Source organism: Streptomyces sp. NPDC006012, assembly GCF_042871185.1.
Taxonomy (GTDB): Bacteria; Actinomycetota; Actinomycetes; order Streptomycetales; family Streptomycetaceae; genus Streptomyces.
Window position 1 is genome coordinate 327,032 of the sequence record NZ_JBIAIE010000004.1, and the last position, 19,833, is coordinate 346,864.

General features: G+C 72.5%; 20 protein-coding genes and 1 pseudogene. 8 read left to right on the forward strand and 13 right to left on the reverse strand.

Annotation, left to right across the window (positions count from 1 at the left end; all coding sequences use genetic code 11):
• Nucleotides 1-50 precede the first annotated feature (50 nt).
• Nucleotides 51-1,208 (forward strand): Mrp/NBP35 family ATP-binding protein, encoded by a 1,158-nt coding sequence (locus ACFYPJ_RS10905; protein WP_389013711.1) that lies wholly within the window; start codon nt 51-53, stop codon nt 1,206-1,208.
• A 282-nt stretch (nt 1,209-1,490) separates the two neighbouring features.
• Here the strand turns inward: ACFYPJ_RS10905 and ACFYPJ_RS10910 are convergent, their stop codons facing one another.
• The 5 genes from ACFYPJ_RS10910 to sigE form a co-directional block, all read right to left on the reverse strand.
• The gene (locus ACFYPJ_RS10910; protein ID WP_389013714.1) at nt 1,491-2,162 is read right to left on the reverse strand and encodes a hypothetical protein; all 672 of its coding nucleotides are present in this window, start codon (nt 2,160-2,162) and stop codon (nt 1,491-1,493) included.
• Nucleotides 2,163-2,420: 258 nt separating this feature from the next.
• Nucleotides 2,421-2,873 (reverse strand): sec-independent translocase, encoded by a 453-nt coding sequence (locus ACFYPJ_RS10915; protein WP_389013717.1) that lies wholly within the window; start codon nt 2,871-2,873, stop codon nt 2,421-2,423.
• A gap of 129 nt (nt 2,874-3,002) precedes the next feature.
• The gene (locus ACFYPJ_RS10920; protein ID WP_389013720.1) at nt 3,003-5,018 is read right to left on the reverse strand and encodes a trypsin-like peptidase domain-containing protein; all 2,016 of its coding nucleotides are present in this window, start codon (nt 5,016-5,018) and stop codon (nt 3,003-3,005) included.
• A gap of 134 nt (nt 5,019-5,152) precedes the next feature.
• Nucleotides 5,153-6,136, reverse strand: a complete 984-nt coding sequence (locus ACFYPJ_RS10925) for a zf-HC2 domain-containing protein (protein WP_389013723.1) — start codon at nt 6,134-6,136, stop codon at nt 5,153-5,155.
• Nucleotides 6,133-6,849 (reverse strand): RNA polymerase sigma factor SigE, encoded by a 717-nt coding sequence (gene sigE / locus ACFYPJ_RS10930; protein ID WP_389013726.1) that lies wholly within the window; start codon nt 6,847-6,849, stop codon nt 6,133-6,135. The genes ACFYPJ_RS10925 and sigE overlap by 4 nt, the downstream gene beginning before the upstream one ends.
• Before the next feature lie 301 nt (nt 6,850-7,150).
• On the opposite strand from sigE, the gene ACFYPJ_RS10935 reads away from it, so the two are divergent.
• Nucleotides 7,151-7,783, forward strand: coding sequence for an O-methyltransferase (locus ACFYPJ_RS10935; protein ID WP_389014032.1), 633 nt, complete (start codon nt 7,151-7,153; stop codon nt 7,781-7,783).
• A gap of 68 nt (nt 7,784-7,851) precedes the next feature.
• Here ACFYPJ_RS10935 and ACFYPJ_RS10940 read toward each other — a convergent pair whose 3' ends face one another.
• Entirely contained in the window at nt 7,852-8,019 is a 168-nt protein-coding gene (locus tag ACFYPJ_RS10940) for a DUF3117 domain-containing protein (protein WP_018544333.1), read from the reverse strand.
• Between the two features lie 371 nt (nt 8,020-8,390).
• Here ACFYPJ_RS10940 and ACFYPJ_RS10945 point away from each other — a divergent pair, with 371 nt between their 5' ends.
• Entirely contained in the window at nt 8,391-9,182 is a 792-nt protein-coding gene (locus ACFYPJ_RS10945) for an enoyl-CoA hydratase/isomerase family protein (RefSeq protein ID WP_389013729.1), read from the forward strand.
• Between the two features lie 210 nt (nt 9,183-9,392).
• On the opposite strand, the gene ACFYPJ_RS10950 is transcribed toward ACFYPJ_RS10945, so the two are convergent.
• Both ACFYPJ_RS10950 and ACFYPJ_RS10955 read right to left on the reverse strand, forming a co-directional pair.
• Nucleotides 9,393-10,034: a DNA-3-methyladenine glycosylase I gene (locus ACFYPJ_RS10950; protein WP_389013732.1), complete on the reverse strand. Its 642-nt coding sequence runs from the start codon at nt 10,032-10,034 to the stop codon at nt 9,393-9,395.
• The gene (locus ACFYPJ_RS10955; RefSeq protein WP_389013735.1) at nt 10,031-10,384 is read right to left on the reverse strand and encodes a DivIVA domain-containing protein; all 354 of its coding nucleotides are present in this window, start codon (nt 10,382-10,384) and stop codon (nt 10,031-10,033) included. Before ACFYPJ_RS10955 ends, ACFYPJ_RS10950 begins: the two co-directional genes overlap by 4 nt.
• Before the next feature lie 175 nt (nt 10,385-10,559).
• On the opposite strand from ACFYPJ_RS10955, the gene folP reads away from it, so the two are divergent.
• On the forward strand, nt 10,560-11,420 hold the full coding sequence (gene folP, locus ACFYPJ_RS10960) for a dihydropteroate synthase (RefSeq protein ID WP_389014035.1): 861 nt from the start codon (nt 10,560-10,562) through the stop codon (nt 11,418-11,420).
• 278 nt (nt 11,421-11,698) lie between these two features.
• Here folP and ACFYPJ_RS10965 read toward each other — a convergent pair whose 3' ends face one another.
• Together ACFYPJ_RS10965 and dapE are read right to left on the reverse strand one after the other, a co-directional pair.
• The gene (locus ACFYPJ_RS10965; RefSeq protein WP_389013737.1) at nt 11,699-12,457 is read right to left on the reverse strand and encodes a TIGR00730 family Rossman fold protein; all 759 of its coding nucleotides are present in this window, start codon (nt 12,455-12,457) and stop codon (nt 11,699-11,701) included.
• Between the two features lie 125 nt (nt 12,458-12,582).
• A complete protein-coding gene (dapE, locus tag ACFYPJ_RS10970) occupies nt 12,583-13,662 on the reverse strand; it encodes a succinyl-diaminopimelate desuccinylase (RefSeq protein ID WP_389013740.1) in 1,080 nt (359 codons plus the stop codon).
• A 95-nt stretch (nt 13,663-13,757) separates the two neighbouring features.
• On the opposite strand from dapE, the gene ACFYPJ_RS10975 reads away from it, so the two are divergent.
• On the forward strand, nt 13,758-14,777 hold the full coding sequence (locus ACFYPJ_RS10975) for a heavy metal transporter (protein ID WP_389013743.1): 1,020 nt from the start codon (nt 13,758-13,760) through the stop codon (nt 14,775-14,777).
• A gap of 327 nt (nt 14,778-15,104) precedes the next feature.
• Nucleotides 15,105-15,554: an ATP-binding protein gene (locus ACFYPJ_RS10980; protein ID WP_389013746.1), complete on the forward strand. Its 450-nt coding sequence runs from the start codon at nt 15,105-15,107 to the stop codon at nt 15,552-15,554.
• A gap of 260 nt (nt 15,555-15,814) precedes the next feature.
• On the opposite strand, the gene ACFYPJ_RS10985 is transcribed toward ACFYPJ_RS10980, so the two are convergent.
• Together ACFYPJ_RS10985 and fdxA are read right to left on the reverse strand one after the other, a co-directional pair.
• On the reverse strand, nt 15,815-16,963 hold the full coding sequence (locus tag ACFYPJ_RS10985) for a bifunctional succinyldiaminopimelate transaminase/glutamate-prephenate aminotransferase (protein WP_389013748.1): 1,149 nt from the start codon (nt 16,961-16,963) through the stop codon (nt 15,815-15,817).
• A 141-nt stretch (nt 16,964-17,104) separates the two neighbouring features.
• Complete coding sequence (gene fdxA / locus ACFYPJ_RS10990; protein ID WP_130443832.1) at nt 17,105-17,425, reverse strand: ferredoxin; 321 nt, start codon at nt 17,423-17,425, stop codon at nt 17,105-17,107.
• A 141-nt stretch (nt 17,426-17,566) separates the two neighbouring features.
• Here fdxA and ACFYPJ_RS10995 point away from each other — a divergent pair, with 141 nt between their 5' ends.
• Together ACFYPJ_RS10995 and ACFYPJ_RS11000 are read left to right on the forward strand one after the other, a co-directional pair.
• A complete protein-coding gene (locus ACFYPJ_RS10995) occupies nt 17,567-18,646 on the forward strand; it encodes a GNAT family N-acetyltransferase (RefSeq protein WP_389013752.1) in 1,080 nt (359 codons plus the stop codon).
• Nucleotides 18,643-19,515, forward strand: a complete 873-nt coding sequence (locus tag ACFYPJ_RS11000) for a tetratricopeptide repeat protein (RefSeq protein WP_389013755.1) — start codon at nt 18,643-18,645, stop codon at nt 19,513-19,515. Before ACFYPJ_RS10995 ends, ACFYPJ_RS11000 begins: the two co-directional genes overlap by 4 nt.
• A gap of 9 nt (nt 19,516-19,524) precedes the next feature.
• On the opposite strand, the pseudogene ACFYPJ_RS11005 reads toward ACFYPJ_RS11000, so the two are convergent.
• Nucleotides 19,525-19,701: pseudogene (locus tag ACFYPJ_RS11005) on the reverse strand (ATP-binding cassette domain-containing protein); the annotation flags it as partial.
• Nucleotides 19,702-19,833 lie beyond the last annotated feature (132 nt).

A 19,833-nucleotide genomic window follows, 5' to 3' on the forward strand; every position in this document is an offset into this window, starting at 1 on the left:
TGTCCAGCGCCTTGCGGCACGGGCAGGAGACTAGTAGTGAAGGAAGACCGATGGCTGCCGACAGGCCTGATGTCACCCCCACGAATGACAGTGTGCGCGAAGCACTGGCGACGGTGAACGACCCCGAGATCAACCGGCCCATCACCGAACTGGGGATGGTCAAATCGGTACAGATCGGCGCGGACGGAGCGGTCGCGGTCACCGTGTACCTGACGGTTTCCGGCTGCCCGATGCGCGACACGATCACTCGGCGCGTGACGGAGGCGGTCTCCCGGGTCGACGGTGTCACCGGCGTCGCCGTCACCCTCGACGTGATGAGCGACGAGCAGCGCAGGGAGCTGGCGGCGTCGCTGCGCGGCGGCCAGGCCGAGCGCGAGGTCCCGTTCGCCAAGCCGGGCAACCTCACCCGGGTGTACGCGGTCGCGTCCGGCAAGGGCGGCGTCGGCAAGTCCTCGGTCACGGTGAACCTGGCGGCGGCGATGGCGGCCGACGGTCTGAAGGTCGGTGTCGTCGACGCCGACATCTACGGCCACAGCGTGCCGCGCATGCTGGGCGCCGACGGGCGGCCCACCCAGGTCGAGAACATGATCATGCCGCCGTCCGCGAACGGCGTGAAGGTCATCTCCATCGGCATGTTCACCCCGGGCAACGCCCCGGTCGTCTGGCGCGGCCCGATGCTGCACCGTGCGCTCCAGCAGTTCCTGGCGGACGTGTACTGGGGCGACCTGGACGTCCTCCTGCTCGACCTGCCGCCGGGTACGGGCGACATCGCCATCTCCGTCGCCCAGCTGATCCCGAACGCGGAGATCCTGGTCGTGACGACGCCGCAGCAGGCCGCGGCCGAGGTGGCCGAGCGCGCGGGTTCCATCGCCGTCCAGACCCACCAGAAGATCGTCGGCGTGGTCGAGAACATGTCGGGCCTGCCCTGCCCGCACTGCGGCGAGATGGTCGACGTCTTCGGCACGGGCGGCGGTCAGACGGTCGCCGACGGCCTGTCCCGCACGACCGGCACGACGGTCCCGGTCCTCGGCAGCATCCCGATCGACGTCCGCCTCCGCGAGGGCGGCGACGATGGCAGGCCGGTGGTCCTGACCGACCCGGACTCCCCCGCGGGCGCGGCTCTGCACGCAATCGCCGGCAAGCTGGGCGGCAGGCAGCGCGGCCTGGCGGGCCTGTCCCTGGGCATCACCCCACGCAACAAGTTCTGATCCCCCAGCACCGAATCCGAACCCCAGGAGCCCGCACCCGGAAGGGACGCGGGCTTCTGGGATTCCGGGAGGGACGCGGGGATCCCGGGTTCCCGAACAAACGCGGCCCACTGGAGCCCCGATAGGGGCGCGGGGAACTGCGCGCCCAGCCACCCACAACCCGCACCAGCCACCCCACCGCAACGCCCCCGCTCCACCCCACTAACCGCCCCCACCCCACCGGCATCGGGGCGCCGAACCCACCCGAATACGGCGCCCCGAGCCCCCGCCAAGCCCCGCCGGCTAGGCGTACGCGCGGATGTCCTTGATCATGGCGAAGCCAAGCCCGTACGCGCTCATCCCCCGCCCGTACGCCCCCAGATGCACGCCCTCCCGGGTGGAACCCGCGAGCACCCAGCCGAACTCGGACTCCCGGTAGTGGAAGGACACCGGCGCACCGTCCACGGGCAGCGACAGCGTCGACCACACCGGAGCGGACAGATCGTCGGCGAGCGCCCAGGCGGTCTCCGTCTGCTGCTCCAGCCACTCGTCCCGCAGGGTGTGGTCCATCTGGCCCGGCCAGGTGAACGACAGCAGTCCCACCCCGGCCAGCCAGGCCGCCGAGGAGACCGACGTGGCCTCCAGCAGCCCGGTGCCGTCGGCGCTGCGCCGGGACGGGTTCGCGGCGACGGTCACCACGACCGCGAACTTCTCCCGGGGCTCGCCCGCGGAGCCGACCGCGTACTCGTTCTTGACGGAGGGTTCGTCGCCCTGCCCGATCGACCCGTGCTCGACCGCGCCGTCCGCCGCCGTACCGACCTGCATCAGCCAGCGCGGCCCCGTGAACGCCTCGTCGAGGCCGTACCAGGGGAAGGGCGCCAGCAGGTAGCCGTCGACCGTGCGCCGCGCGGCGGAGAGCTGCCGTCGGCCCTCCGCGGCCGACGCCTGCGCGACCGCCCCACTTGTCGTCTCCATGTGCCGGACGCCTCCTCGCTCTCGTCGGACCGGGGCGGCCCGCCCCCCTTCGGGCGTACTCGTCCGGTCCGCACAACAACTCGGCAGCATATCCACACCGGTCCGGGCAGCCGGGAAATCACCCGGTGCGTGGGTCGCGCGGACGGCGGGTTCAGGTCACACGCACGACGTGCACGGTATGAAACAGATCACGTCCCGATGCGCAGTCGCATCGGGACGTGGGGTGTGCGGCGGCGTGCCGCGGGTACGGCCGTACGGTCAGGTGGCGTCCGCGTCGAAGGGCGGGCGGTCGTCCTTGCCCGCGTCCTCGGGCTTCTTGGTCATGTCGACCCGGCCACCGGAGCTCCCCGAAGAACCCGCCGACGACGAAGACGACGAGCTGTCGCCGTCGCGGCTGTTGACCGCGTCGGTGACCTCGGCCATCTCCTTCTTCAGATCGAAGCCGTTGCGGATCTCCTTCAGTCCAAGATCGTCGTTGTCCAGCTGCTTGCGGATGAACGTCTTGGGGTTGAGATCCTCGAACTCGAAGTCCTTGAACCCGGGACCCAGCTCGCTGCGGATGTCTTCCTTGGCGCTCTCGGAGAATTCCCGGATCTTGCGGATCGTCCGCATGACGTCCTGGATGACCTTGGGGAGCTTGTCCGGACCGAAGATGAGCACGGCGAGCACGACGATCGTCACCAGCTCTAGCGGTCCTATGTCATTGAACACCTGAAGCTCCTTGCGATGTCCTCGGTCCTCGGCCCTCGGGTGTCGGTGCGGGTGTTTCCGTGGTCCGGGCCGGGTCCACGGTACCCGGCGTTCCCGTCCGACCGGTACTGTCCCAAGGTGAGGTTTCTGTCAGTTCTGCTCTGACGAGCCGAGTACCAGCGACATCCGTTTCTCCTCGCCGCCGCGTTGCACGGTCAGGACGAGGCGGTCGCCGGGGCGGTGGGCACGGATCCTGACGATGAGCTCGTCGCCCGAGTGGACGCGCTGCCGGTCGACCTCGGTGATGACGTCACCCGCCCGGAGCCCGGCCAGGTCACCGGGGCCGCCGGTGGTGACGGCGGGGCCGTCACTGCCCTCGGTGCTGATCCGGGCGCCGTCGCCGGTGTAGGCCATGTCGAGCGCGACCCCGATCACCGGGTGGGTCGCCCGGCCGTCGTTGATCAGTTCCTCGGCGACCCGTTTGGCCTGGTTGACGGGTATGGCGAAGCCCAGCCCGATGGAACCGGCCTGGCCGTCCAGGGTGTCGGAGCCGTCGTCGGCGGAGCGGATGGCGGAGTTGATGCCGATGACCCTGGCCTGCGTGTCGAGGAGTGGGCCGCCGGAATTGCCCGGGTTGATGGGCGCGTCGGTCTGCAGCGCGTCGACGTACGACACCTTGCCGCCTTCGCCGCTCTCGCCGCCCGCCGTGATGGGCCGCCCCTTGGCGCTGATGATGCCCGAGGTGACGGTGTTGGCGAGGTCGAAGGGGGCGCCGATGGCGACCACAGGGTCACCGACCTGCACGTTGTCGGAGTTGCCGAGCGGCAGGGGCTTGAGCCCCTGTACGCCCTTGACCTGGACGACCGCCAGGTCGTAGCCGCTGTCCCGGCCGACCACCCGGGCCTTGGCGCTCTCGCCGCCGCTGAACGCCACCGTTATGTCGCCGCCCGGCCCGGCGGGCTCGACGACATGGTTGTTGGTCAGGATGTGGCCGTTCGTGTCGAGGACGAAGCCGGTGCCGGTGCCCTGTTCGCCGCGGCCGGCCACGTGGAGCGTGACGACGCTCGGCAGGGCCCTCGCGGCGATCCCGGCCACGCTGCCGGCCGGCCGGTCGGCGGGCTCCCGGCCCGCCTGCGGCAGATGGACCTCCGAGATTCCGCCGTTGCGCTCCAGATACGCCCCCACGAGGCCGCCGGCGCCACCGCAGACCAGGGCCAGCGCCAGGGCACCACCGACCAGCGCCCGCCGCACCCGGCGGCGACGCTGCCCCTCGGTGAGCACGACGGCACCGCTCTGCTGGAACGGGGCGAGGGCCAAAACCGGGGCCGGGGCTGGGGCCGCCCAGGGGTCGTAACGGTGCCAGGGGCCCGGCTGCGGGTCCTGGTCCGGGTATGGCTGCGGGTTCGCGTCCTGGCTCGGGTACGGGTCCTGGCCCTCGTTGAGGTACGGGTACGAGTCCTGGTCCTGGCCGGAGTGCGGGTCAGGGTCCGGCAGGAGGTGCGGGTCCGCCGGCGGAACCGGATCCGCGGGACGGCCGGCGAAGCCGGTGGCCTCCGAGGTAGGCGCCGGGATTTGGGCGGGAACGGCAGAGCCAGGGGCTGACACCTCCGCCGGCGGCGGGGCGGGGGCCGGGGCCGCTTCCGCCGACGGCGGGGTCGCGGCCGGGGCCGAAGCAGCCGCGCCCGGCCCCTCCGCCGCCGCTGGAGCCACCACCGGGGCCGGAGCCGCAACCACCGCACCAGAACCGGAGGCAGTCACCGGGACCGGGACCGCGTCCAGGCCGGCCGCGCCATGGCCCGGGCCCGCATCCGCGACGGCCGTGCCGTGTACCGGGGTCGTCGCGGGGTGCCGGACCGGCGGAGCGGGCGCCCAGGGGCCGGGCTCGCCGTAGGGCGGGGTGCTGTACGGATCAGGGTCGTGCAGGGGCTTGTCCCGACCGGCGGGCTCCTGGACACGGCCGTCGTCGCGCTCCGGTCGGGCGCCCGCCTCCGCGGCACCTTCAGGCTCGGCGTCACCGCGCGCGGCACCCGTGCTCTCGATGGCGACGTTCCCGGCGTCGGCCCCGGCGGTCGGCCGGGCCAGTTCGAAGTCGCCTTCGGGTCCGGCGGCCGGTGTCGGTGTGTTCTCCGCTGCCTCCCCGGGCGGGGCCGGCTTCCGCTCGTCCATGCTCTCCCCACAGCTGCCGTGGCCGGGCGCTCGGGCGGCCCGCCGCGCATCGTCGGCCCCCGTACCCGGGACGGCACCGCGGGCACGGCCTCACAGGATTCAACCAGGTTCGCGGGCAGCCGCGCAGTCGCCGGTCAGGGAGCCGGGCGCGCGGAGGGAGCGACTGAGGAAGCGGGGGACGAGGAGGAAGAGAGGGTCGTGGAAGGAGACAGGGAGGGGACGGACGGGACGGACGTCATGTCGGAGACGGGTACGGCGAGCAGGCCGGTCGGGGCCAGCCCGGGGGCGGTGGACCAGGAGACCAGGGAGATCGGCGGGGTCCCGAACGGACGTATCAGCGGCGCCAGGTGGGGTGCGTCCGCCTCCACCACCGGGGGCGGCTCCTGAGCGGGTACGCCGGGCAGCAGCGGCGCGGACATCGAGGTCAGCACGAGCGGTGTCTCACCCACCCGAGTGCCCTGGCCGAACGGAACGGCAGGGCGGCGGCGCTGGGCCTCGGAGGCCGCGGACGCCCCCGTACCCGCCGTGCGTGCCGGTGTCACGCTGCCGGTGCCCCCGCGGGCGTCCGCCACTGTGTCACTGGGGAGACCGGCGGTGACACCGCCGAGAGCCACCGCGGCCAGCGACACCGCCCCGGCGGCGGCGAACGCGAACCGCTTGCCGCGCGAGGCGGACCGGTCCGCGGTGCCGGGGCGGCCGACGAGGTGGATGCGGAAGCCGCGGTCCTCGTCCGTGCACGGGGCGAGCGGGCCCACCGGGACGTAGCTGAACTCGAACCGGTCCTCCCGGCCGACGTCGAAGATTCCCGGCGCGGAGCCGCCGGGGAACGCGCCGTCCAGCGGTGAGCCGCCGTGCGTGCCCCCGCCGCTGGCGGGAAGCCCTTGCAGGCGCGCCAGGAAGCTTTCGGAGGGCGGTGGCGGTGCTGTCTCCGCGAAGACGTGCTTCAGCTGCCGCTGGGCGTTCACCTCGGCCTTGCACCGGGCGCAGGTGGCCAGGTGCGCGAGGACGCGCTCGCGCGCGTCATGACTCAGCTCTCCGTCCACCAGGGCGGAGAGCCGGTCTCCTAGATGCTCCTCTGCGAGGTGTCCCTCCGCAGGTTTCGGTCGTGATCCACTCACGCGGTCGCGCCCCCTCCTCCCAGCGCCGGAACACGGGGTACGAAGGAACGGCGCCCGGCGGCCCGGGCCTGCGGGGAGCGGTGGGCGAGGGCCTTGCGCAACTGCGAGCGGCCACGGTGGATACGGGAGCGGACCGTGCCGAGCTTCACGCCGAGGGTCGCGGCGATCTCCTCGTACGACAGTCCCTCGATGTCGCACAGCACGACCGCGGCGCGGAACTCGGGCGCGAGGGTGTCGAGGGCCTGTTGGACGTCCGCGTCGAAGTGTGCGTCGTTGAAGACCTGGTGCGGTGTTGGTTCGCGGCTGGGCAGGCGCTCGGCCGCGTCGTCGCCGAGTGCGTCGAAGCGGATGCGCTGCTTGCGCCGGACCATGTCCAGAAAGAGGTTCGTGGTGATGCGGTGCAGCCAGCCCTCGAAGGTGCCCGGCGTGTACGTCGACAGGGAACGGAAGACCCGGACGAAGACCTCCTGGGTGAGGTCCTCGGCGTCGTGCTGGTTGCCCGTGAGACGGTACGCGAGGCGGTAGACCCGGCCGCTGTGCATGCTGACGATCTCCTCCCACGTGGGCGGAGTCCATGCCTGCCCGTCCGCGTCGGTGGCGAAGGTCGCGGTCTGGGTCCCGCCCGCGGCGGATTGGCCGGCGTGGCTGTGGTCAGCAGCGGTGTCGTTCACGGATTTCGGCTTGCCCGCCGACCCGAGGAAGCGCCGAAGCACTCCTCCCCGATCCTCAGGCGCAGCCGCACCTCCCCTGTCGGCTCTGGTGGTGTCCAGTGGAGCCCCTACCATAGCCACCTCGCCCGTTAGCTCCGGATAAGTGGTTTTACGAGAATTTGATCTGGGCTGATACGGCTCATGCGGCTGCGTCAGCGCTTCCTCGTCGTCCCTGTCCACTCCTGCCCCCCCGTGTTCCCCCGCCGCTCTCGTTCTCCCCCCTTTAAACGCACGGTCCCATCAGCGGGTTCCCGGGCCAACGGATACAGTCACGCCCAGGCAATCACGGGGACGGGAGAGGGCCATTACCGGCAACCGGCAGACGAGCTGGGCGTTCGCCGACGCCTTTGTCGCCGAGGACGACGCGCTGCGCTGGGCCCGGGAGCGGGCCCGCGAGGCAGGGCTGCGCTCGGTGACGCCCAGCACGGGCGCCGCGCTGCGAATGCTCGCCGCCACCGTGGACGCCAAGGCGGTGGCGGAGATCGGCACCGGCTGCGGGGTGTCCGGACTGCATCTGCTGCAGGGCATGCGCCCGGACGGCGTGCTGACCACCGTGGACCCGGAGCCGGAGCACCAGCAGTTCGCCCGGCAGGCGTTCCGCGCCTACGGCTTCGCCAGCAACCGGGCCCGTTTCATCCCGGGCCGCGCCCTGGACGTGCTGCCCCGGCTGGCCGACGCGGGCTATGACCTCGTCTTCTGCGACGGTGACCGGCTGGAGTACCTCGACTACCTAGCTGAATCGTTGCGCCTGCTGCGGCCGGGCGGCCTGGTGGCCTTCGAGGGCGTCTTCGCCAGTGGCCGGACCGTGGATTCGGGTCCGCAGCCCACCGAGGTGCTGCGGCTGCGGGAGCTGCTGCGCACGGTGCGCGAGATGCCCGAGCTGATGCCGTCGCTGCTGCCGGTGGGCGACGGGCTGCTCTGCGCCGTCAAGCGGTGACCGGGAATGCGGCTGCCCCGGCACCGCAGGTGTGCCGGGGCAGCCGAAAGAGTATGGTCGCTTCCGCGTCAGACGACGACCTTCTTGAGGGCGTCGCCCAGTGCCTCGGCCTCGTCAGGGGTCAGCTCGACGACGAGCCGACCGCCGCCTTCGAGCGGAACGCGCATGACGATGCCCCGCCCCTCCTTGGTCACCTCGAGCGGGCCATCGCCCGTCCGCGGCTTCATGGCCGCCATGCTCGTTCCCCTTCCTGAAACCAGCTCATCGTCTGCCGACGGCCCCGGAAGGGGCACGCGCGCTCCGGAAGAGACCCGCGGCACCGGCATCGAACACATTGCTTCCAAGCCATTATCCCGCATCCCAGGACCCGATGACCAACATCAGTCGGCATCGCTTGGACAACGCGCGCGAGCAAAACCACCCAATTCGGCGATGTGGCTGCGATACTGCGCCACCGCACCGCCGCCCCTGGCGCGATCCCGCCGGGAATTGCTTGACGCAGGTCACACGTCGGGTCCGCCCCCGGTGCGGAGATCTCCGCCATGCTGTCCTCGGACAGGGCGTACCAAGCGGTACGTCAGGACGGCGACACCGGAGGGGATCTCCCATGGCCGACACCGTGCTGTACGAGGTGAGCGACGGGCTCGCGACGATCACGTTGAACCGCCCCGAGGCGATGAACGCGATGAACGTCACGGCCAAGGTCGCCCTCCGGGAGGCGGCGCGGACCGCGGCCGACGACGACGCGGTGCGGGCCGTGCTGCTGACCGCCGCCGGGGACCGGGCGTTCTGCGTGGGCCAGGACCTCAAGGAGCACGTCGGGCTGCTGGCCGCCGGGTCGGAGCAGACGATGACCACCGTGCGGGAGCACTACAACCCGATCGTGCGGGCGCTGGCCGGCGCGCCGAAGCCGGTCGTCGCGGCGGTGAACGGGGTCGCGGCCGGGGCCGGGTTCGGGTTCGCGCTCGCGGCGGACTACCGGGTGGTGGCCGAGACCGCCGCCTTCAACACGTCGTTCGCGGGTGTCGGGCTGACCGCCGACTCGGGCATCTCCTGGACGCTGCCCCGGGTGGTCGGCCCGAGCCGCGCCACCGACCTGCTGTTCTTCCCGCGCAGCATCACGGCGCAGGAGGCGTACGAACTGGGCATCGCGAACCGGCTGGTGCCCGCGGACCAGCTGCGGACCGAGGCCGAGAAGGTGGCCCGGGCCCTCGCCGAGGGGCCGACGGTGGCGTACGCGTCGATCAAGGAAGCCGTGGCGTACGGGCTCACGCACACCCTCGACGAGACGCTGGAGGAGGAGGGCGTACTGCAGACCAGGGCGGGCCTGTCCGAGGACCACACCATCGCGGTGAAGGCGTTCGTGAACAAGGAGAAGCCCAAGTACCTGGGCCGCTGAGCGCTCCGCGGACGGACGTGACGGGCGGTCGTCCGGCCGTCGTCCGGCCGTCGTCCGCCGGTCCGCGGCGGCCTCGGGCACGATCGCGCGGTTGCCCGATCGCCCGGTTGCCCGCGCCCTTCGGGGCGCGGTCATCGGCTCCCGTCGTGCGCGTGGCCCCGTCGGGCACATGGCCCATGCCTTGCGCGGGACCTGTGCCGTACGCATGGCCTATGCCGTGCCGCGCGGGTTCCCGGCGCGGGATCCGGTGGGCCGGCCGCTGCCGGCCGGGGCGGTGCGGCTGACGCACGCCTCCAGGTGGTCGTCGACCAGGCCGCATGCCTGCATCAGCGCGTACGCCGTGGTCGGGCCGACGAAGCGCAGGCCCCGTTTCTTCAGGTCCTTCGACAGGGCCGTCGACGCCGGGGTGACCGCGGGAACGTCGGAGACCGTCTTCGGGGCCGGGCGGGTCGCCGGGTCCGGTGCGTACGACCAGATCAGGGTGTCCAGCTCGCCCGGGGACCAGTCGGCGAGCACGCGTGCGTTGCCGACCGTCGCGTCGATCTTGGCACGGTTGCGGATGATGCCGGGGTCGGCGAGGAGCCGTTCGCGGTCCTCTTCGGTGAAGGCCGCGACCTTCTGGATCCTGAACTCGGCGAACGCGGCCCGGAAGCCCGGCCGGCGGCGCAGGATGGTGATCCAGGACAGGCCCGACTGGAACGCCTCCAGGCTGAGCCGCTCGAACAGGGCGTCGTCGCCGTGGACCGGCCGGCCCCACTCCTCGTCGTGGTAGGCCACGTAGTCCTCGGTGGACAGCGCCCACGGGCAGCGCAGCGCGCCGTCCGGGCCGGCCACGGCGGTGCCGTCGGTCATCGCAGCTCCCCCGGGTCCGCGGGCTTGTCCAGCCGGATGTGCCCGGCGGTCCGGGCGCCGGCCAGGGCGGACTCCAGGTCGGCGATGCGGGCGTCCCGTTCCGCGAGTTCGGCGGCGACGCGGCCCAGGGCGTCGTCCACGTCCGCCATCCGGTAGCCGCGGACGGTGACCGGGAAGCGCAGCGACTCCACGTCCGCGTGGCCCACCGGGCGGTCCACGGGCAGCGGGTCGTGCAGCCGCTGCGGTGCCGCCTCCGGCAGCGGGCTGCGCTCGCCGCCGCCGACCACGGCCAGCGTCACCGCGGCGACCACCACGGCGAGCGCGATGACCAGGAACAAGAACATAACCATCGCCGGCTCCCCAGGCTCGGTGTGCTCGATGCACCCGATGTGCTCGGTGTCGAAAGTGTCAGGGTCCGATCGTGCCATGCGAGTCTGACAGTTAGGGTCACAGGCGGCTCCGCAGCGGGACGTACCGGGATGGGTGCGGGGTGGTACCTGGATGTACGAGGAGAGGTCACAGGGGATGCTCAGGCTGGGCAAGCGGGAATTCGGGCCGCACGAGCAGGTGATCATGGCGATCGTGAACCGGACCCCGGACTCCTTCTACGACCAGGGGGCCACCTTCCGCGACGAACCGGCGCTGGCGCGCGTGGAGCAGGCGGTGGCGGAGGGCGCGGCGATCATCGACATCGGCGGGGTCAAGGCCGGTCCCGGCGAGGAGGTCACGCCCGAGGAGGAGGTGCGGCGCACCGTCGGTTTCGTGGCGGAGGTACGGCGCCGGTTCCCGGACGTGGTCATCAGCGTGGACACCTGGCGGGCCGAGGTGGGCGAGGCCGTGTGCGCGGCGGGCGCGGATCTGCTGAACGACGCGTGGGGCGGCGTGGACCCCGCTCTCGCGGAGGTCGCCGCGCGGCACGGCGTGGGCCTGGTGTGCACGCACGCCGGCGGTGCGCGGCCGCGGACCCGGCCGCACCGGGTGGCGTACGAGGACGTGATGGCCGACATCCTCCGGGTGACGGTGGGACTGGCCGAGCGTGCGGTGGCGCTCGGGGTGCCGCGGGAGTCGGTGCTGATCGATCCCGGGCACGACTTCGGGAAGAACACCCGGCACAGCCTGGAGGCGACCCGGCGGCTGGACGAGATGGTGGCCACCGGATGGCCGGTGCTGGTGTCGCTGTCCAACAAGGACTTCGTCGGGGAGACGCTGGACCGGCCGGTGAAGGAGCGGGTCGTGGGCACGTTGGCGACGACCGCGGTCTCGGCGTGGCTGGGGGCGCGGGTGTACCGGGTCCACGAGGTGGCCGAGACCCGGCAGGTGCTCGACATGGTGGCGACGATCGCGGGCTGGCGTCCGCCGGCGGTGGCCCGGAGGGGGCTGGCGTAGCCAGGCGCCCCTCCGGCAGCGCGCAGGCTCACTCAAGGGCGCGCTCGATGTGCTCGATGTGCAGAGTCCGAGCCTCCGGGCCGATGGGGTACGACACCCGGAGAGGAGTATCCGCCGCGCCTCGGCAGGGGGTACGGCGGCCTGCGTGCGCCCGAGAGCGCGGTCGCGTTCCAGGCGGGCCGGTGCCGGGCGTCCTCAAGGTCTTCGAGTTCCGCCGGCCGGATGAGGACAGCGGTCGGGATACCGCGGTCCGTCAGGATGCGCCCTCCGGGCCGGTCCTAGCGCGCCGCCTCCTTCGACACCAGCTCGACCGCCTCCGCCACGTCGTCCGTGACGTGGAACAGGAGCAGGTCCTTCTCCGCGGCCTTGCCCTGGGCGACGAGGGTGTTCTCCAGCCAGGAGACCAGGCCGCCCCAGTACTCGCTGCCGAACAGCACGATGGGGAAGCGGGTGACCTTCTGGGTCTGGACGAGGGTGAGGGCCTCGAAGAGTTCGTCGAGGGTGCCGAGGCCGCCGGGCAGGACCACGAAGCCCTGGGCGTACTTGACGAACATCATCTTGCGGACGAAGAAGTAGCGGAAATTGAGGCCGATGTCGACGTAGGGGTTCAGCCCCTGCTCGAAGGGCAGCTCGATGCCGAGGCCCACCGAGATGCCGCCCGCCTCGCAGGCGCCTTTGTTGGCCGCCTCCATGGCGCCGGGGCCGCCGCCCGTGATCACCGCCCAGCCCGCTTCCACGAGGCCGCGGCCGAGCCGCACACCGGCGTCGTACTCGGCCGAGTCCACCGCCGTCCGCGCCGAGCCGAACACGCTGATCGCGGGCGGGAGTTCGGCCAGGGTGCCGAAGCCCTCGATGAACTCCGACTGGATGCGCAGCACCCGCCAGGGATCCGTGTGCACCCAGTCCGAGGGGCCGCCCGCGTCCAGCAGCCGCTGGTCCGTGGTGCTCTCCGTGACCTGGCCGCGACGCCTCAGGACCGGCCCCAGGCGCTGCTCCTCCGGCGGCTTCGTCCTGCCCTCCGGGCTCCCAGTGGCCATATGCACTCCCTCCGATTGCCGTCTTTTCACCTCAGCGTAGATGGGTGCGGGTTACGCGCGGGGGACCTCGGCATGTCCGCCATGAAGCGCCACGCCGCCCACACGTCTCCTGCCGTCCGCCTCGGTCATTCCGTCAGCCACGCCCGCAGGCGGGCCTCACCTGCCAGGATCTTTTCGATTTCTACCCGTTCGTCCCTTTTGTGCGCCAAGTGCGGATTTCCGGGGCCGTAGTTGACCGCGGGGATGCCCAGCGCCGAGAACCGGGACACGTCCGTCCAGCCGTACTTCGGCCGTACCTGGCCGCCGACCGCCTTCACGAAGGCCGCAGCCGCCGGATGGGACAGCCCCGGCCGCGCGGCTCCGCCGTGGTCGTCCACCACGAACTTGGCCACCCCGCAGTCCGCGAAGACCTCCCGGACGTGGGCGACCGCCTCCTCCTCCGTCCGGTCGGGCGCGTAGCGGAAATTGACGGTGACCGTGCACTCGTCCGGGATGACGTTGCCGGCCACGCCGCCGCTGATGCCGACCGCGTTCAGACCTTCTCGGTACTCCAGGCCGTCGATCACCGGGTGCCGCGGCTCGTACGCCGCCAGCCGGGCCAGGATCGGGGCCGCCGCGTGGACGGCGTTGGCGCCCATCCAGGCGCGCGCCGAGTGGGCCCGCTCGCCCGCCGTGCGCAGCAGGACGCGCAGGGTGCCCTGGCAGCCGCCCTCGACCTCGCCGTCCGAGGGTTCGAGCAGCACCGCGAAGTCGCCCCGCAGCCACTCCGGATGCGCCTCGGCCAGGTGCTTCAGCCCGTTCAGATCGGCCTGGACCTCTTCGTTCTCGTAGAAGATGAAGGTCAGGTCGTGGTTGGGGGCGGGGACCGTGGCCGCGATCCGCAGTTGCACGGCGACGCCCGACTTCATGTCGCAGGTGCCGCATCCCCACAGGACGCCGTCGGCGTCGAGCCGGGACGGAACGTTGCCGGCGATCGGGACCGTGTCGATGTGGCCGGCCAGGATCACCCGCTCGGGACGGCCCAGGTCCGTCCTGGCGATCACGTTGTTGCCGTACCGGTCCACGGTCAGGTGCGGCAGGGCGCGCAGGGCGGCCTCGATCGCGTCGGCGAGCGGTTCCTCCGTGCCGCTCTCGGAAGGGAAGTCGACGAGTCGTGCGGTGAGCGCGGCGGCGTCCAGCGTGAGATCGAGCGAGGTGTCGGCCATGGCACCGACCCTAACGCTCCGCCGCGCGGTGGACGGTCCACGCCGGTTACTCCACGGAGTCTCCCAGTCACACACAGCTCCAGTACCTTGTACGCGTGTCAGCGCCGCCCCCTCGTCCCGCCAAGCGCCGCCGCCTCGTCCGCTTCGTTGCGGCTCTCGCGGTCCTGTGCGCGCTCGCGGGCTATCTCGTCGTGCAGTACGTCACCGGCGGTACCGCGCGGGCCTGCAAAGTGGTCGCGGCCGGCAGCAATCCCACGGCGTACCGGTTCACGCCCGAGCAGGCGGTGAACGCGGCGACCATCACCGCCGTGGGCACCGGGCGGGGCATGCCCGAGCGGGCCGTGACGGTCGCACTGGCGACCGCGCTCCAGGAGTCCGGACTGCACAATCTGGGGCACGGCGACCGGGACTCGATCGGCCTGTTCCAGCAGCGGCCCTCGCAGGGCTGGGGCACCGAGAAGCAGATCATGGACCCGGCGTACGCGGCGGGGGCCTTCTTCGAGCACCTGGCCAAGGTGCCCGGCTACACCCGGCTGCCGGTCACGGTGGCCGCGCAGCGCGTGCAGCGCAGCGGCTTCCCGGAGGCGTACGCCAAGCACGAACAGGACGCCGCGCTGCTGGCCGCGGCCCTGACCGGGCGGACGGCGGCGTCGCTCACCTGCCAGGGACGGCCCGCGGCCGGCGCGCGGACCGCTGCCATGGGCACGGGCGACGGCGCGGGCGCGGCCGCCGAAGCGCTGCGGGCCGCGCTGGTCCGGGACTTCGGACCGGCGGAGAACCTGCAAGAGGCGGGCGCACAGGTGGGCAGGGCGGCCCGGCCGTCACCGAAGCCCTCGCCGACGGTGACCGCCCGCGCACGGGGCCGGACGACCACCCTGCCGGTGCCGGGCGGCACGAAGACCGACGCGGCCGGACGCAGCGAGCTGGAGCGGGGCTGGCAGCTCGCGCAGTGGGCGGTGGCCAACGCCTCCGCGCTGCACATCCGGCAGGTGTCCTACGCGGGACGGCAGTGGTCGGCCGGGAGCACCGACAGCCAGTGGCGGCCGGTCGCCGCGGCGGGCGCACCGAGCGCGGACCGGCCCACGGGGTCGGTCCGGATCATGACCGGACACTAGTGCGGAGCCTCACCCTCCGGGGTCATGGCGTGCGGGTTGGGACGGACGGGCGGGCAGGTGTACGGGCGGCCGTTCCGGCGAACCGGAAAGCCCTTGGAAATGCGGTGATGTAAGGATCCTGCACACACACGAACGAGGCACCCTTTGCCCGTTTTTATCCACAACTGATAATGCGATGCGTTATCAATTCTTTACCTTGTGCCTCCGCAACCTTCACGGGCTTCGAGCGGTAGTCACTGCGTCCGAGCCCGGACGACGGCCGACACCGGCCGGTCAACTCCCGGGCTGGGTCCGACACTTCACCAACCTCCCGTCGAATGGAGCATCATGTCCCTCCCCCTGACCCGCCGGATCGCCCGTGCCGCGCTGCTCGTCGCAGCGGGAGCGGCAGCCGGGGTCGGTGCGGCCGGCTCCGCCAGCGCGGCGCCGAGCCTCCCGGCCACCCCGAACCTCGGCGGGCTGACCGCCCTGGACGGGGCGAGCGTCGGCAACACGGTCGACGGCGCGACCCAGCACATCACCGGGGTCGTCGGCGAAACGGGCGGCAAGGCGATCCAGAAGACGGTGCCGGCCGCGGGCAAGACCGGCGGCCAGGCCGTGAAGAAGACGGCACCGGTGGCGCAGAAGGCGGCGGGCGACGCGGCCGGCTCCGCCGGCACCATCCTCGGCGAGACGGCCCAGTCGGCCACCAAGGGCGGACTGCCGACGGACTCCCTCACCAAGGGCGGACTGCCGACCTCCCAGCTGCCGGTGCAGGGCCTCCCGCTGGGCGGCTGACGCCACACCGCCCGGCCGAACGATGAACGGGGTCCAGGACACGTCCTGGACCCCGTAGCCGTACCACGCCCCCACCGACCCGACCCGGAAAACCGCACACCGACGCCCGCCCAGGCGCGCGGGGCACCACACGACCAGCCACAACACCACCGCCCCCTAGGGGCGCGGGGAACTGCGCGACCAGCCACAACACCACCGCAGCCGGACAACGGCACAAACCCCCGCCCCGGATGCCCGCGTCCAACAGCCCGCGCAGCGAATCAGGCGGACAACCGCCCCACCGCCGCCGCCACCCGCTCATCCGTGGCGGTCAGCGCAACCCGTACGAAGTTCCCGCCCGCCGTGCCGTAGAAGTCGCCCGGCGCGACCAGGATGCCCCGGTCGGCGAGGTGGGCGACCGTGTCCCAGCAGGACTCGCCGCGGGTGGCCCAGAGGTACAGACCCGCCTCGCTGTGCTCGATCCGGAAGCCGTGGCCGAGCAGTGCCTCGCGCAGCGCCGTGCGGCGGGCGGCGTAGCGCTCGCGCTGCTCGTGCACGTGCGCGTCGTCGCCCAGGGCCGCGACCACCGCCGCCTGGGTCGGCGCCGGGGTCATCATGCCGCCGTGCTTGCGGATCTCCAGCAGAGGGGCCAGCACGGCCGGATCGCCGGCCAGGAAGGCGGCCCGGTAACCGGCCAGGTTCGACCGCTTGGAGAGGGAGTGGACGGCGACGACCCCGTCGTAGGAACCGCCGTTGACGTCCGGGTGGAGCACCGAGACCGGATCGGCTTCCCAGCCCAGTTCGAGATAGCACTCGTCGGCGACGACCAGGACGCCGTGCTCGCGGGCCCAGGCGACGATCCGGGTCAGCTCCTCCTTGGCCAGCACCCGGCCCGTCGGGTTCGACGGGGAGTTCAGCCACAGCAGCCGCAGCCCCGTGGGGTCCAGCTCCGTCGGGTCGTCGTAGGTCTCGTGCCGGGCACCGGCCAGGCGGGCGCCGACCTCGTACGTCGGGTAGGCCAGGCGGGGGTGGGCCACCCTGTCGCCGGGGCCGAGGCCCAGCTGGGTGGGGAGCCAGGCGACGAGTTCCTTGGAACCGACCACGGGCAGCACGTGCCGGTGGGTGACGTCCCGGGCGCCGAGCCGGCGTCCCAGCCAGCCGGTGATCGCGTCGCGCAGTTCACCGGTGCCCCAGACGGTCGGATAGCCGGGCGAGTCGGCCGCGGCGGTCAGCGCCTTCTGGATCAGCTCGGGGACCGGATCGACCGGGGTGCCGATGGAGAGGTCGACGATGCCGTCGGGGTGCGCGGCGGCCGTCTTCTTGTACGGCTCAAGGCTGTCCCAGGGGAATGCGGGAAGCCGGTCGCGAAGCGTTCCCGCCCCGAAAGAGCGGGCGCGGGCGTCGGGCGCGGGGTCGGTCGGTGCGGACACGGTTACGGGCTCACTTTCGTCGGTACGGCAAACGCCTCGGCCCCGTACGGCGGCGATCAGGCCGTACGGGACCGAGGCGGCGGTGAGGATCCCCCGGTTCGGGCGGAGTCGGGGGCCGCTGGCCGTCGTGGTGGTGCTGGATTACCCGGCCTGCGGCGGCAGCGCGGCAATGAAGGGATGGTCGCGCTCGATCAGCCCCAGCTTGCTGGCGCCGCCGGGAGAACCCAGCTCGTCGAAGAACTCGACGTTCGCCTTGTAGTAGTCCTTCCACTCCTCCGGCGTGTCGTCTTCATAGAAGATCGCCTCGACCGGGCAGACCGGCTCACAGGCACCACAGTCGACGCATTCGTCCGGGTGGATGTACAAGGACCGCTGGCCCTCGTAGATGCAGTCGACCGGGCACTCCTCGATGCACGCCTTGTCCTTGACGTCGACACAAGGCTGCGCGATGACGTAGGTCACGCTGTCGTTCCTCCTCGATTGGGCGCCGGCGGGCCTCCTCAGGCTCCGCCGCCTGGCGCGCGGGAGCGCGGCGTCGTCGATGCCCAGCACCTAGTATCTCCGTTCTTGGGCATGATCCGAACAGGAGGGGTGAACTGACCAGTGGAAATCTCTGCCGCCGGACGCCTCAAGGTCAATATCACCCCTGCTGACGTGGGTAAACGGGTCTCCATACGACGCTTGATCGAACCCGGTCGCGCCACCCGGAAGTTCACCGACACGGTGGGTTTTCTCACATCGTGGAACGACGGTGTGCTGCTGGTCACACGGAAGGACGGGGAGGTCGTCCGGGTCCCGGAAGCCGCGCTGGTCGCGGGCAAGACCGTGCCGGCCGCCCCGGCGCGACGCCGGGGCCCCGCCGCCACGTACCGGGAACTCGCGCTCGTCTCCGCGCGGGCCTGGCAGCCGGTGGAGAGCGAACGGCTCGGCGAGTGGCAGCTGCGCGCGGCGGCCCAGGAGGTGCCGCGCCCGGCGCACGGTGCGCCGTCGCCCGCCCGCCGGGCGGGCTTCACCCGGCGGGCCAACAGCGTCCTGCCGCTCGGCGACCCGGGCCTTCCGCTCGACGTGGCACTGCCGGCCGTACGACGCTGGTACGGGGAGCGTGGACTGCCCGCGTACGTGCAGACCGCGACCGGCGCCGCGGGCACGCAGGAATCGCTGTGCGCGGAGCTGGAGCGGCAGGGCTGGGTACGCGAGGTGAGCGCCGAGCTGTGGACCGGGGCGCTCGGGCCGGTCGCGGACCGGGCCGACGGCACCGGAGTGGTCCTGTCCCGGACGGTGGACGGGACCTGGCTGAGCAGATACCAGCGCAAGGGGGTGAGTGACGTGGCCCTGCGGGTTCTGGGCAGCGGGCCCTCGGTGTGGTTCGCGACCGTGCCCGGTGCGGACGGGGACGGCCCGGCCGCGATCGGCCGGTGCGTCGTGGACGGGCGATGGGCCGGATTCGCCGCCGTCGAGGTGGATCCGGGGCAGCGCAGGCGGGGGCTGGCCAGCACGGTGATGGCCGCGCTGGCCCGGCGGGCCCTCGACGAGGGCGCCTCGGCGGGCTGGCTCCAGGTCGAGGCGGACAACACGGGGGCGCGGGCGCTGTACGAGGGTCTCGGCTTCGCCGCGCACCACGCCTACCACCACTACCGGGAGCCGGACGGCTCCGGCGCCGGGTCGCGGAGCGGACCGTCATGACCGGGCGCGAACCGGCCATGCGTCCGCCGTACCCGCCGTCCCCGGAGCGCTCGGCCGAGGTGCGGCGGCGGTTCGCGGCCGAGGCGCGGTCCGAACGCCCCGACCTGTCGATGCTGTGCCTGCTGCTCGGCGCGGAGGCGGACGGCGCGCTGGACGAGCCGGGCCTGGACGCGGCACAGCTGGAACTGGACCAGCTCGCGGGGCAGCTGCCGTACCGGCCGGGCGGCCCCTCGGCCTGGGCCGAAGCGCTGCACCGGCTGCTCGGGGAGCGGCACGGGTTCCACGGCCTCGCCGCGGACTACCGGCGGCTGGAGTCGTCGCTGCTGCACGGAGTGCTCAGGCGGCGGCGCGGGCTGCCGATCCTGCTGTCGGTGGTCTGGATGGAGGTGGCCCGGCGGGCGGGGGCCCATGTGTACGGGGTGGCGTTGCCCGGGCACTTCGTCGTGGGGTTCGGCACGGCCGAAGAACAGGTGCTGGCCGACCCCTTCGACGGCGGCCGGGTGCTCACCGGTACGGACACGGAGCTGCTGGTCGCCGGGGCGACGGGGGCGCCGCTCGAACCGTCCATGCTGGTGCCCGCGGCGCCGCTCGACGTCGTCGTACGGATCCTGAACAACGTCCGGGCGTGGGCGGCGGCCCGGCCGGAACGGTCGGACGTGGCGCTGTGGCCGGTGGAGCTGGGGCTGTTGCTGCCCTCGCACCCGGCACGGCTGCGGTACGAGCGGGCGCAGCTGCTGGTTCAGCGCGGGGAGTTCTGCGCCGGGGCGGCGGAGCTGGACGCGTACGCGGAGGTGCTGGAGGCGGCGGACGAAGCGGGGGCGGGACGGGTGCGGCGGCAGGCGAACGCGGCGCGGGCGTTGTTGAACTAGCGGGGGTTTGTCAGGGGTGGTCGACTTGCCCGCCCCGTTGGGTCCGAGCAGCGCCACGGTCTCCCCCGGACGCAGCGCGAGCGACAGCCCGTCCACGGCCCGTACGGTCCCGTACACCTTGCTCACCTGATCGAACCCGGCCACGGAGGTGGTGGCGAGTGCCGGTGTCGCCGTCATGGCGTCCATGCTGGCGGCGGGGGCCGGACGCGCGGCGGTGCCAGGGGTCCTGACCCCCGGATGACAGATGTCATACGCGGCCGTGAAACCACGTGTGGGGGCGCCCGGCACGCACCGGGCGCCCCCACACGGCCGGACCAG